The 13,878-nt window shown below is 57.4% G+C and carries 7 protein-coding genes and 1 pseudogene; 1 reads left to right on the top strand and 7 read right to left on the bottom strand.

The genetic code is table 11. The annotated features are described in order from the left end of the window. Positions 1 to 27: 27 nt before the first annotated feature. The 3 genes and pseudogenes from CU103_RS22385 to CU103_RS32865 form a co-directional block, all read right to left on the bottom strand. Positions 28 to 1,347: a glucoamylase family protein gene (locus CU103_RS22385; RefSeq protein WP_106666245.1), complete on the bottom strand. Its 1,320-nt coding sequence runs from the start codon at positions 1,345 to 1,347 to the stop codon at positions 28 to 30. Between the two features lie 5 nt (positions 1,348 to 1,352). Next, a complete protein-coding gene (locus tag CU103_RS22380) occupies positions 1,353 to 5,255 on the bottom strand; it encodes a GH36-type glycosyl hydrolase domain-containing protein (RefSeq protein WP_106666244.1) in 3,903 nt (1,300 codons plus the stop codon). A 36-nt stretch (positions 5,256 to 5,291) separates the two neighbouring features. Continuing rightward, positions 5,292 to 5,483 (bottom strand): annotated as a pseudogene (locus tag CU103_RS32865) (hypothetical protein); the annotation flags it as partial. A 448-nt stretch (positions 5,484 to 5,931) separates the two neighbouring features. Between CU103_RS32865 and CU103_RS22370 the strand changes: the two are divergent. Then, on the top strand, positions 5,932 to 6,297 hold the full coding sequence (locus tag CU103_RS22370; protein WP_245448944.1) for a hypothetical protein: 366 nt from the start codon (positions 5,932 to 5,934) through the stop codon (positions 6,295 to 6,297). 358 nt (positions 6,298 to 6,655) lie between these two features. On the opposite strand, the gene eutB is transcribed toward CU103_RS22370, so the two are convergent. The 4 genes from eutB to CU103_RS22350 all read right to left on the bottom strand — a co-directional run bounded on the left by eutB (position 6,656) and on the right by CU103_RS22350 (position 13,855). Continuing rightward, positions 6,656 to 9,007 (bottom strand): ethanolamine ammonia-lyase subunit EutB, encoded by a 2,352-nt coding sequence (eutB, locus tag CU103_RS22365; RefSeq protein ID WP_106666242.1) that lies wholly within the window; start codon positions 9,005 to 9,007, stop codon positions 6,656 to 6,658. A 224-nt stretch (positions 9,008 to 9,231) separates the two neighbouring features. Then, the gene (gene adhP, locus CU103_RS22360; protein WP_106666241.1) at positions 9,232 to 10,254 is read right to left on the bottom strand and encodes an alcohol dehydrogenase AdhP; all 1,023 of its coding nucleotides are present in this window, start codon (positions 10,252 to 10,254) and stop codon (positions 9,232 to 9,234) included. Positions 10,255 to 10,507: 253 nt separating this feature from the next. Continuing rightward, positions 10,508 to 12,970 (bottom strand): phosphoketolase family protein, encoded by a 2,463-nt coding sequence (locus tag CU103_RS22355; RefSeq protein ID WP_106666240.1) that lies wholly within the window; start codon positions 12,968 to 12,970, stop codon positions 10,508 to 10,510. A gap of 228 nt (positions 12,971 to 13,198) precedes the next feature. Next, on the bottom strand, positions 13,199 to 13,855 hold the full coding sequence (locus CU103_RS22350; protein ID WP_106666337.1) for a CBS domain-containing protein: 657 nt from the start codon (positions 13,853 to 13,855) through the stop codon (positions 13,199 to 13,201). Positions 13,856 to 13,878: the final 23 nt, after the last annotated feature.

Genomic DNA, 13,878 nt, shown 5'->3' with positions numbered 1-13,878 from the left:
GCCCGGGGCGCAACGCCTCCATGCAATCTACAGCCAGCCACCGGAAAATCCGGCTTTGCGCAATCCAGTCACGACCGGCTGACATTTACTCATGATGTTCCAGATCAGGCCCGTCCGATAATTTTCGATCATCAGCACGACTGGCCCTTGGTCGATACCAAAATGATAGGGGCTTACCCACCATCCGCTCGGACTGGTTTCCACTGCATATGTCGCATTGAACGACGGTTTGAAACCGTAGAGTCGTGTCATGCCGAGATTCATCCGTGCAAAGTTTCGCACTGTCGGCACGACGATTTCCGGCGCGAAGGGCAATGAGGCAACGACAACCCATGGCGCGACCGTCCCATCGTCAGGCCCGAACGGAGCCCCGCGCGCGACGTAGTCGAAGAACTCCCGCTCCACACCATTGACTGTTCGTTTGAACCAACCGGGTCCGTCACTCGCGGTAAAGCCCCAACAGTGCTCCCCGTACCCCGCAAAGCCCATTGGATTGCGAATTGCATATTCCTGCTGCACAAACGTTGCCTGCCGGCTGTTTTCGAAGTAGTCGCTGTCGTGCAGCCGCATGAACTCGTCGCGGATGCCCCGAAAGTCGATCCACATGTGCGATAGCTGGTGCGTAAAGAGCGGCCCCGAATACAGAAACTCGCGGCCGTAGATGCTTTTCCATTCATAGGTTTCGGTGTAAGCGGCAAAACACTCGGGCGGTAATGGATGGGTTGGCGACCCCAAGCCTAAAATGTAGAGCAGCAAACCTTCATCATACCCGCGCCATCGATAAGGAATGAATCCGCTTTCCGGGCGCCAGCCGTGGGTCAGAGTAGGACCACCATCGCAGGCCCATTTCCAGTCTGCACGCTCATAGAGCGCCGTAGCAAGTTGACGGATCTGTGCCTCATCGGATGTGTCGCGATCAAAGTAGGTCGCAGCGGTTAAGGCGCCGGCAAACAGGAACGCCGAATCGATGGTCGACAACTCGCATTGCCAGACCCGGCGCCCTGTTTCGATGTCCAGAAAATGATAGAAAAAGCCTTTGTATCCTGATGAATCCGCTTCGGGCCCCTGCGGGCTTGCCATCAAATTTCGCAGTCGCTTGCGGGTGATCTTGGCGGCGAATTCGCGGATAATGAGCCCCCGCTCGACAACAACGGGGATCGTGGCCAGAGCCATGCCGATTGCCGCGATGCTTGCTGGGGCATTCGGTTCGGTCTTATCGCGCACCAGCCCGTTGTCGGGGTTGGTGCAGTGGAGATAGTACAGCAAAGTGGTGAATTGCAGCCGCCCCAGGTCCTGGTCGGTCGGCAAACGGTCGAGATCGGCATCGGTCGAGGGCATTTGGGGCATGATCGCTATCCAATTACGACGCGAACATCATGCGTGTGTCCGCCTTTTCTAAGAGGTACGTTTCCATCAGTCATCGGTCTCCCGTCCAGCATGACCGAGTGCACGCCGCGGCCGACGCCCTTTGAGTTGTCGAAACTGATACGGTAAGTCGCCAACCCATACCTGTAGACAAGCTCATAGCCCGGCCAACTGGCCGGAACGCATGGCTCAAACCGCAAAAATTGGCCTTGTCGGCGGAAACCAAGAATGGCCTCCAGCGCTATGCGATACAGCCAGCCGGCCGATCCGGTGTACCACGTCCATCCACCTCGGCCCGCGTGGGGAGGCGCGCCATACACATCAGCGCTGACCACATACGGCTCCACCTTGTAACGTTCGACTTGATCTTTTGTCGCACCGTGGCAAATCGGGTTGATCAAGTTCCAAAGCTTCAGAGCAAGATCGCCGTTGCCTTGCAATGCAGTCGCCCAGACGACCCAGGTCGCAGCATGCGTATACTGGCCGCCATTTTCGCGGATGCCGGGTACGTAGCCCCTGACGTAGCCGGGGTACAAAGAGCCTTTATCAAATGGCGGGTCGAACAGCTGGATCAGCATGTCCTGATGCCGGACAAGCCTGTCCTGAACCGACTTCATCGCCCTTGAGGCCCGCTGCGCATCAGCCGCACCCGAAATGACGGCCCAGGCCTGCGGGATGGCGTCGATCTGGCATTCGTCGTTGAGGCTCGACCCGAGCGGAGTGCCATCGTCAAAATACGCCCGACGATACCAAGCGCCGTCCCAGGATTCGGCTTCAAGGGCCACGCGCAATGCCTCGGCGCGTTCGCGGCACCACGCGGCGCGGCTGGCATCTCCACGAGAGGCCGAGATCGTGGCAAATGACTTCAGCACTGTAAGGAAGAACCAGCCGTTCCAGACGCTTTCTCCCTTTCCTTCCGCTCCGACCTTGTTCATGCCATCGTTCCAGTCGCCCGTTCCCATGAGTGGGAGGCCATGACTGCCCAGTCGATAACCACGTTCCAGCGCACGGATACAATGGTCGTAAACGGTGCCCGTCTGTTCGCTGGTCTTGGGTTGATTGAACTCCTCGTCCTGATCGTCTCGCAATACCGGTGCCTTGATGAAGGGTACTGTGTTATCAAGTATTCGAACGTCGCCCGTGGTGGAAACGTAGTAGTGAACAACAAGAGGCAGGAAATACAAGTCGTCAGTGATGCGGGTGCGCACGCCGATGCCGGATGGAGGGTGCCACCAGTGCTGGACGTCTCCCTCCTCAAATTGGTGTGCTGCCGCCCGCAGGATGTGCGAGCGGGTTTCACTCGGCGCGCTGCAGACCAACGCCATCACGTCCTGAAGCTGGTCCCTGAACCCGTATGCACCGCCAGACTGATAGTTGGAAGTGCGCGCCCAAACGCGGCACGCCAAGACCTGGTACAATAGCCAACGATTCACCATCAAGTTCAAGCCGACGTCCGGCGTTGAAACTTGGATCGTATCGAGGATGTCATCCCATTGGCGCGATACAGCCAAGAAGCTGGCACGCGCGTGTGTCACGTCGGTATAATCGTGAACAAGTCTGCGGACCTGCTTGAGGCCCGCAACCTGTCCAAGAACAAAGGTGACCTCCTTGCTTTCGCCTGGTGCCAGGGAGATATCAACCATCAGCCCCGCACAGGGGTCCTGCAGTGGACCGAAGCGTTCTGCCAGATTGCTTCGGGCAAGAGCAGCTGGCCGAGATACGGACCCGTATTTGCCAAGAAACTCCGTACGGTCGGAGGTCGTTGATCTCACCGGCTGACTGGCGGCCGCGAAAGCCAGTCTTCCGGCGAAATCGCCTGCCCATGCGTTCCGCGCTATGATGGCTCCCGATTTTGCATCCCGCTCGCAAACGACCTGCATCGCAGCGTCCTCGCGATGGGTTCCCAGGACCCACTCGGCAAAATACGTTGCTGTTAAATGACGAGTTCGGGTGTGGTCGTTCCTCAGCTTAAGGCGCATGATTTTGACTGCGTCCTTGGGCGGAACAAACACCATCAACTCCTGCTGCAGGTGTCGGCTGTGGCTTGTATAGCGGCTGTAACCCTGGCCGTGATGAACGGTCACCACCGCGCCATGTCCAAGGGGCAGAGGCGTTGGTGTCCACACCTCTGCACTTTCTTCGTCCCGCAGATAAACGACCTCGCCTGGCGTATCCGAAACCGGGTCGTTCGACCACGGTGTTAGCCGGTTCATTTGGCAGTTGCCCGACCAGGTGTAACCAAGGCCAGCTTCAGTCGTCAGGCAGCCAAAGTCCGGGTTTGCTATGACGTTGGTCCAGGGTGCCGGCGGCAAGGCCGGCACCCTGGAATTGACGCCGTCTACCACGACAACATAGTCGCGTCCGTCAGGGGTAAAGCCACCGAATTCGTTCCAATACAACAAATCTTTGACCGCGACGCCCGCGATGGAAGCAGGTTCAGCGAGTTCCTCGCTCATTTGACGGGACGGCATTTGTGAAAGAGGTGACGCGATCGGGGATTGCGGGACAAGCTGATCGGCGAGTGAGCCGCCGCCGCCCAGCAAGACAATGCGTGCGGCGGCGGCGATGCTGGCCATGTGATCGTCTGAAGCGGTGGCCGCGGACAGGACAAAGATGTCTCCTGATTTGCCTTGCATTTCAGCGTCCGAACCCGCCTGCAGTTTTTTGGCCAATCGCCTGGCGCTAGCAGCGCCACGTTCGTCGAACATGACGAGGTCAAATCCCAAACCCCGGCGACAACTGAAATCGTGCCCCATGGTCACGTCGCGAATGAGAGCGTTATCCCCGACGCCCTGGATGCGGACCAGCACAATCGGAAGGGCACCGGAAATTCCATGAGACCACAGGGCCGCCCTACCCGAACGGTTCTTCTTGACCGCAGTCGCCTGCCGCACAACCGGATTGGCAAATGCGATACTCCCTGCCAGCCGGTTGAACAGTGAAACCTCGCCAGGCGTCAGTTTTGAGCCATGAAGCTGGTCCTGGTAAGCTTTCAGGGCTTCAAAAAATGCGCGGTCGACCGCATCGATGTCCGCGTATTGTTCGGCGATTGCCTGGACCGCCGGTTGGTTGTCGGCGGCTCCCGAGACAAAGGCCACGCGCGCCTGGGCACCAGGTTGCAAATGGACAGTCCGTCGCAAGCTAAAAATTGGATCGAGAACGGGTCCGGTCGTCCCGGAAAGTACCGCGCCAGGGTCAGATATGGCGGGGTTGGCGGTCGTGCGGCCCCGTCCGAGGAATTTGAGCCGATCAGTCTCATACTCGACCGGATGGCTGGCCGGTTGATCCGATGAAGAAACATGAACGGCCCAGATCGGTTTCTCTTTCGCATCGCGCGGTCTGCGACGTGCAAACAAGGCGCCCGTGGCGTCGTCGTACTGCGTCTCCACGAAGAGTTTGGCAAACGCCGGATGCGCGTGGTCCGCGCGGCGGTTGTTTAGGCAGACTTCGGCATAGCTGGTCAATTCGAGGGTTCGTTCCCTCTCGCCATGGTTGACGATTGTAAGGGCGCGCAATTCTGCGTCTACATCCGGTGCGACGCAGACTTTCCAAACAATTTCGATGGCATCGGCACGGCATCGGAATTCGGCCCTGTCATTATGAAAAGCATGCTCGTGGATATTGCTGAGCCGAATAAGTGGCTGCGTTCCGATGGACCATATTTTATTGTCCGTCAGATCCCTAACATAGCAAAACTGTCCCCAGCAATCGCGTGTGATATCTTCTCGCCACCGCGTAACGTCATAGCCCTGCCATGTTCCGTATCCGGCACCCGCAGCAGTGACCAACACACTGTAGCGACCGTTGGAAAGCAGGGCCACGGCGGAGTTCGGAGCTATCGACTCCGGGACGCTAGTGCGTCGCGCCGCCTCGGGTGCGCTCGTTGGCACAGGTACACCTCCGTTCGATATGAGCTGCGTCGCCGCTCAAGTTTTGTCACCTTCATTGGACATTCTCCAAGACGTACCTGCCCCGCACTTCGCGCCGCGTATCGCAGGCATATCGTCCCCGTATCTTTCAATATACGGCAAATGTTCGATCAGCGTCTGGTGAATAGTCTGCTTGAAATAGGCATCGCGAGCACCCGATTGCGGCAAGCGGTCAATAACGTCCTCGACAGAACGCTCGTATAGCATGAATAGTCGCACAAAAAGCCTCCAAGGCACAGTAAAATCGAGGGGAACTTCAAAGTTCCAGTCTCAAAGTTCGCGATCGCATCATCCTGCGCTGATGCGAGGCAGACACGCGTCAATTATTTGACGGGTGGTTTGCCGGGAAACGAGAGCGGCGCGTTGATGCCCGATTCCGGGACTTTCACCGGCATCGGGAGGGTAGCGTGACGCTAACCGCAGACGGCTGATCGGACGACGATACCGCGCAAATGAATCCGCTACAACCGAGGCTCAATGGAAGGCGAAAACGGGCCGGAACTTGCCTGACAATACCATCTGTGCGAAACTGATCCTTCGTAAGACCCGCTCTTCGAGCAGATCAGGGAATAGCGTAATTGTCGGGCCACCATGACAACCAGAGCAGTCGAATAACGGCGAGCAAGTGGGGTTCCCAATGGTAGTTGTCGCGTCTCATCTTCGTGTGAAAGTGCGCGGGGTGGCTATAAGAACAGCTTTCGCCGCCATTGCGTTATCGCAATTTGCGGCCGCCGATGCCTTGCACGCACAAGCTGAGGACGCATCATTTACTGACTTTCCCTTCTTGGTCCATTGTGAGGCTGCTGGGGTTGATCATGCATTCTATTTATCCAAAATTGACCCCGACGGAGTTGCCGTCTATATCTCGCCCGACAGGCTGGCTGGCACGTTAACGATAACGGGCAAGGCCCAACTGATTGGCGGAGAAGGGTCGGGAAACTGCGCAGGGAAAACCCTTGAGCAGCTGCGATCGACGGGCCAGGCGTATTACTTGCAACGCTGATGTTTAGGCATGCAGCTGACACGAGCATGAAGGCCGTCAAGCGCCTGCCCTGTTCGACCTGATGAGGCCTGCGGCAAGGTCCGCGTCTCGTTCTTCACTATTCTCTGGCGATCGCCGCGTCCCGAATACCGGCCACCAGACAAGTCCACCGCTCGCAGACCTTCGTCGCCGCGCAGGCAGGCCTGAAATTCTGTACGATTATCAGGAATGTCGCCCAGATTGGGAGCCTTGGCGCCTAAAAACAAATCTCCGTCACGGTCATTCAATGCAACGAATGGGACCACGCTGCCTGCACTGGCCACAATGGCGGCTTGCAGCCATCCAGGGGTCCTTCTGGGCTTGATCTTGCCATTCGTCCCTATGTCCCATACCGCCGGCTGCCATTGACATCTTTCCCGACGATTTCCCTGATAATGGTCAAGGTTTCCCTGGCCGCTTCCTTGGGCGGCAAGGCGGTATCTGCAACATTGCTGACAAGTTTCGTCATGTCGTGATCGATCTTCTTCTCAGACCAGCGCTTGCCCTTGGCAACAGTGATGTAGACCGAGTAGGCATGGTGCATTGTTCCGGGCCGTTCACCTATAACGTGAAGAATGCCTCTGAAACTGTTGGGATTTGCCGTCTCGAAGAGCATCTCGCCGATCCGATAGCCGACCCGGACCCTTCCGCTGGTAACCAGGATGTTCTTGTCGCTCATCGTTACGCCGGCCTCGGCGAGCAACCTGCGTATTTCTTCCAGGTAGGGTGCAAGATGGCCGTCATCCATGATGGCTTTGGCGTTCAAGCCATCGGAGATGACGATCTGACCCCTGGGCGGGTCGGCGCCCCACGCATCCTTTATTTTTTTAATTTCTGCAATAGCTTCCGAGCTCAGTGTTTCACCTGTACTGGGATGGGCGATATAGTCATTGCGGTCCCTCGACAGGGTGCGGACCGGCACGACATCGGGAATAGCGGCGATGAACTCGGGCGTGAGCTCGGCCCAAAGCGACTGCTTGGCATCATCATATAACCCCTTAACCTTGGCCGCGAGCTTTGGATTGAGATCCCAGATATTCTCGCCGTACCCGGTCGCCAGGTCGATGCCTCTCTCTTCAACTTCCTTCATCTTTTGCCGGCCTTCGGCGTAGACGGCGTCCTTTGAGCGCGTTTCAGCCTTGGCAAGTCGGTACTGGTAGTACACCCAAAGAGGATCGCCATAGTTCATGGTGTACTTGTTGTTCTCATCAACGATCCCGATCCGCTTGTAGAACGCCCACATCGCATCATTGACCTTGAAGCCGAATTTATCCCTGAGCCGGACATGATCCTGGAACGAGGTCGTGAGATAGCTCAACATCGGATCGTTTTTGGTGGGCAGCGCAATCAGGTAAACAGGATTGGCCGGCAAGATCTGGTCCTGGCACCAATCCAGGTCTTCCAGGCTGACCGTCATGTGCAGGGTCGTGCAGATATCCAGACCGATGGTCAGCCCATGGAGTTTGCCCATAACAATATCTTCAAGGCAGCACCTCACCAGTTGTTCGCGGCTCTTGAAGACCTCCGGCCCGATGAATCCGGCGACATCGTTGACATGAAGCCACGCACCCCTGGGCTGCACCTTTGCGAGTTCTGTTCCCACCGCCCTGCTGAAGCCATACTTTCGCGACTCGAGTACCATCATGTCGACGCCGTTTTCTGCGCCATTCGTGAATTCGGATCCCTGCCCGGTTTCGAAGTAGAGTCCATATCTTTGTCCCTTCGTGGCGCTGGCATACTTCAGGATCTTCTCAATCGTAATATCAAAGATCTTGTTGCAGTCATCTGTTCCAGCAAGGCTCTGGAACATCGTGGCAACCGTTCCGGGGTAACTTTCGCTCACCTCTGCCTGGACATCGATATGGGCAAGCACACACCAGGGAATGACCTCGTTCAACTTGAAGGTATCGACGATGTCCTTGAGGGCTCGTTCAACCGCGACGACGCTTTTGACCGTGCTGTCCACGGGATTGGTCCCGATAACGATGTCACCCGTTGCATAGGAAAACGCATCGAAGACCTGCCAAACCACGTCGTCGGGATGATCGGTAGGAGAATTGGGCTGGATTCGAGCACCCATATATCCCTTCGCCCCCATCTGGGTGCCCGGCAGCACGTTGAAGATTTTCTGACCCAGGGCGATAAGCTCTTTGTTGCTCATCAGTTTCGGGACACAGCCGATCGTGTCGCTGGTCAAGCCATTCATGACGGCCTTGATCTTGACCTCTGGCTCAGCCAAAAGGAACTCCTTCAACTGGCCCAGGGTCCAGTCCTTGACCTTTGCATACTGGGCCTGGTCCGTGGTCCGCCAGATCAACTGTTGCAGACTGTCCTCAAGCAGCGGGTGCTGGTAGAGATCTTTGATCGTCGTGTTTGTCAAAAGGGCGCGGGCATTTTTCCGTGTTGCCTCATCCACAGCCCCCACTCCGACGGCCAGATCTCCCTCCTTAAAGTCATTCGCAGCGCCGATCACCTGCTGGTAGACTGTGTGATCAAAATTCCCTTTGACTCTGCTGATATACGCAAAGACGTCCTCGCCCGGTCCGACCTCCTCGACCGCAATGATGCGGCCGGGCGCCGCCCCGGTCGCATCGCTATGGCTGGCAAGGGTGCCAGCGGCCGCCCCCACCATTGCCAGGAGCTCGCGTCTGGAGAGCCCTTCACGTACCTTCGACGACAAGCCCTCATCCATGGCTATTTCCTTTTTGCACAGAACCCGTCTTGCCATCAGCAGCCCGTCGGCACGCAAACGATTTTGGCATTGCCTGGCCCGGCGCCACGACCTCGCTTGGAGTCACTGCCTGTCCTGTGGCAAGGCGATTGGTATTTGCCGCGACAAAGACTAAGGGCCTCAAGTCCAGGTGACACTGGGCGGGGTGTCAAAATCATGTAAAAGAACTCGAGGCAAAGCCGCGATTATATTTTCAATACGACACGGCCGTCTATCTTATTGTCACGCATTCGGCTAAATATACTGTTGATATCTTCCAGTCTCTCTACCGAATAGTGAACCTTCACCTTGCCGTCTGCGGCGAACTGCAAGCATTCGGCCAGATCCAGACGGGTTCCGACGATTGATCCGCGAATAGTCTTGCGCATCAGAACCGTGTTGAAGATGTCCAGTTCGAACGAGCCCGGTGGCAAGCCCACGAGAGACATGGTCCCGCGCTTGGCGAGCATGCCGAGGGCCTGGCTGAAGGCTTTGGGCGAGACGGCGGTAACAAGGACGCCCTGCGCCCCGCCGCATAGCCTCTTCACCTCGGCGACTGGATCGGTCGTCTTCGCGTTGATAACCGCGTTCGCTCCCATGTCGCGGGCGAGCGCCAGCTTTTCGTCGGAGATGTCAACGGCGATCACGTCCAGCCCCATTGCCTTCGCATACTGCACGGCAACGTGACCGAGCCCGCCAATCCCCGAAATCACCACCGTATCGCCCGGCTTCGTTTCGGTCTCCTTCAACCCCTTGTAGACTGTGACGCCGGCGCAAAGGATGGGGGCGGCGGGTTCCCAATCGAGACCATCGGGCAGGTGACCGACATAATTCGGATCCGCGAGAACATATTCTGCAAAGCCGCCATTAACGGAGTATCCGGTATTCTTTTGCAAGTCACACAACGTTTCCCAGCCCGCCAGACAGTGCCGGCAATGCCCGCAAGCAGTATGCAGCCAAGGCACGCCAACCCGGTCTCCTTCCTTCACAGCCGATACGTCAGCTCCCACGGCGGCAACGGTCCCGACGCCTTCATGCCCGGGGATGAAGGGCGGATGCGGCTTGACCGGCCAGTCGCCGTCCGCGGCATGCAGATCCGTGTGGCACACACCCGAGGCTTCGATTTTGACCAGGATCTGGCCCCGCCCGACCTCCGGCACCGCAACCTCCTCGATCGATAGCGGCTCCTTGAACTGTCGCACCATGGCCGCCTTCATCATCTTCGCCATCGCCATTCTCCTCAATGTCGATTTAAGCTAAGCACCCGCATCATTGCGATAGTAACAGGCATTCGATCGCAACCTGGTGGGTCACATTAAATGCAGCACCGAGTGCGCGACCGCGGTCTTACAAGAAGGTGTAATGCGACAGCCGACCACCATCGAGTGCTTTTCTTTCGACGCGCTGGCAACCAAGCATGAGCGATTGCTTGCAGACCAGCCTGGCCTCAATCATCGACATGAAGCTCGACAGCGTTCCTGCTCAAACGTTGTCTCCTTCCGTCGAAGTTTTCCGGGGTGCTTCTGCAGTGCCCTTCAGGCCCCACTTCCACCCAGTTATCTCAGGCATGTCATCGCCATATTTCTCGATGTACTGCCGATGCTCGATCAGCTTCGCGTGAATTGCCTGCTTGAAGTAGGCTGCGCGGGCACCCAGCTGCGGCAGCCGGTCAATGACGTCTTCAACGAGGTGGAACCGGTCAAGCTCGTTCATGACCACCATGTCGAAGGGCGTGCTTGTTGTGCCCTCCTCTTTGTAGCCGCGAACGTGAAGGTTATCGTGGTTTGTTCGCCGATATGTCAGCCGATGGATCAGCCATGGATAGCCATGGAAGGCAAAGATAATCGGCTTGTCCTTGGTGAACAGGGCATCGAAATCGCGGTCTGACAGTCCGTGTGGATGCTCTTCCGCAGGCTGCAGCTTCATCAGGTTCACGACATTCACGACGCGCACCTTCAACTCGGGCAGGTGTTCGCGGATCAACTGAACCGCAGCAAGCGTCTCCAGGGTCGGAACATCACCGCAACAGGCCATGACGACATCGGGTTCACTGCCCCGGTCGTTGCTGGCCCATTCCCAAATGCCAAGTCCTTCGCTGCAGTGCTTGACGGCCTCGTCCATGGTGAGCCATTGCGGCGCGGGCTGCTTGCCGGCGACGACCACGTTGACGTAGTTGCGGCTGCGCAAGCAGTGGTCAGTCACCGACAAAAGGGTGTTGGCATCGGGCGGCAAGTAGACACGGATCACGTCCGCCTTCTTGTTGACGACATGATCAATAAAGCCGGGGTCCTGATGGCTGAAGCCATTGTGATCCTGCCGCCAGACATGTGAGCTGAGGAAGTAATTCAGCGAGGCGATGGGTCTCCGCCACGGGATCTCGTTGCATATTTTCAACCACTTGGCGTGCTGGTTGAACATTGAGTCGACGATGTGAATGAAGGCCTCGTAGCTGGAGAAGAAGCCATGGCGGCCGGTCAGGAGGTAGCCTTCCAGCCAACCCTGGCATTGGTGTTCGCTGAGAACCTCCATGATACGTCCGTCTGGCGAGAGATGATCGTCGTCCGGATAGATTTCCGCCATGTAGCAGCGATTGGTCACCTCCAGCACATCCTGCCAGCGATTGGAGTTGTTCTCGTCCGGACTGAATAGGCGGAAGTTCTTGCTTTCCAGGTTCGACTTCATCACATCACGCAGGAATTTGCCCATCGCGCGTGCCGACTCGGCCGTTGTGGCTCCTGGGCTCGGGACCGAAACCGCATAGTCCCCGAAATCCGGCAGCTTCAGTTCACGCAACAGCAGTCCGCCGTTTGCGTGGGGATTGTCGCTCATGCGGCGATGGCCTGCCGGAGCCAACGCTGCCAAGGTGGGGTTGAAGCGGCCCCCCTCTTCAAAGAGCTCCTCGGGCCGGTAGCTTTTCATCCACTGCTCGAGAATGCGGACATGTTCGGGCCTGTCCATCTCGCCCATGGGCACCTGATGCGATCGCCAATAGTCCTCGCATTTCTTGCCGTCGATCTCCTTCGGGCCGGTCCAGCCCTTTGGCGTCCGAAAGACGATCATTGGCCACGCGGGACGTTTCACGTTGCCTTTCGTGCGTGCATCCGCCCAGATTTCCCGGATTTCGCCCACGGCGGTGTCAAGCGCGCCAGCCAGTTTCTGATGGACATCCTCCGGATCGTTCCCAACGACGAAGTGAGCCCTATAGCCCATGCCCTCGAAGAATTTCCGCAGTTCGTCCTCGGGAATGCGGGCCAGGAAGCATGGGTTGGCGATCTTGAAGCCGTTGAGGTGCAGAATCGGCAGCACGCAGCCATCGCGGGCCGGATTGAGGAATTTGTTTCCGTGCCATCCGGTCGCGAGTGGCCCGGTCTCTGCCTCCCCGTCACCGACGATGCAAGCAACAATCATATCCGGATTGTCAAAAGCCGCTCCATAGGCGTGACTAAGGGCGTATCCGAGCTCACCGCCTTCATGAATGCTGCCCGGCGTCTCGGGCGCGACATGGCTCGGGATGCCGCCAGGGAAGCTGAACTGTTTGAAAAGCCTTTTTAGGCCTTCCGTGTCCTGGCCGACATTTGGGTAAACCTCGCTGTACGTCCCTTCCAGGTAGGCGTGAGCGACCAACGATGGTCCGCCATGGCCCGGACCGATCACGTAAATCATATTGAGATCGTGACGCTTGATGATCCGGTTGAGGTGCACATAGAGCATGTTGAGGCCTGGCGATGTTCCCCAGTGCCCAAGCAGACGCGGCTTTATGTGCTCTCGCTTTAATGGCTCCTTCAGGAGCGGATTGTCGAGAAGATAAATCTGACCGACCGAAAGATAGTTCGAGGCCCGCCAATAGGCGTCCATCAGGCGAAGCTCGTCTGCTGACAGGGGGGGTGCCGTTAGAGTCCCGTCTGTTGCTGGTTCCTTGCGCTTTACCGTCTCATGCGAAGCCATTGAAGCCTCCTTATGAAGTCGGGATTATTATCGCGTAAATGATGCTAACTCGCAGGTGCCGTGCTGTCCCAGGTTCAAGACTGCTTGGGATCAGGGCGGTGCGCTAATGTCGCATAAAAGCTGCCCCATGCACAGAAGAATCGCGCTGTCGTTAAAAGCGTAGTGGTTTGCCATGCGCCGGACATGCCATTGGTGTTGGGCGCTTACATATTCGTTGTTGTGGACAGACTACGAAAAGTGTTCGACGACTCCTCTGACGCCGCGAACACCTTCTGCGACGACCCGTGCGGCTCTTCTGAACTCTGCCGTCTCGACATTACCCCAAAGATGCACAATTCCCTCGGCTACGGTCACTTTCACGTCGAGCCCTTCCAGACCAGTATTTTCCCCCAGACGTGTCGCGATGCTGCGCTGAATGGCCTCATCTCCTGATGCCGTTTCATCGTGCTTGGCCGTTAGAATGGCCTGGAGCAGGTCCGCTCGGCTAATGATGCCGATCAGCTCGCCGGCTCTTGTTACGGGAATACGCTTTATGCCGCGCTCCTGCATTAACTTTGCTGCGCGCTTGAGGAAGGCATCCTCCTCAATTGTGACGGGATCATGCGTCATCGCGTCGCCGACCCTCCACGAGCAGCGCTTCACATATGCGCCGGCTCTCTGTTCGGCAGGCCTGGCCATCTCGGCAAGCGAGGCGATCTCTCTGCCTCCCAGTTCCGTTCTACGGATCAAGTCGCCTTCGCTGATGATGCCAACGAGATGACCCTCATCGTCAACCACCGGGATACCGCTGACGTGATTATCCAGCATGACTTTGGCTGCCTGCCTTACACTGTTGTCAGGTGATACTTTGACGACCCTCGTCGTCATTACATCTTTGACGCGCATCGCGGCTCCAACTCCGACCTGAA

The organism is Phyllobacterium sophorae (assembly GCF_003010965.1).
Lineage (GTDB): Bacteria > Pseudomonadota > Alphaproteobacteria > Rhizobiales > Rhizobiaceae > Phyllobacterium > Phyllobacterium sophorae.
The sequence above is the reverse complement of the archived record's forward strand: the minus strand, read 5'-3'. Positions and strand labels throughout refer to the sequence as shown.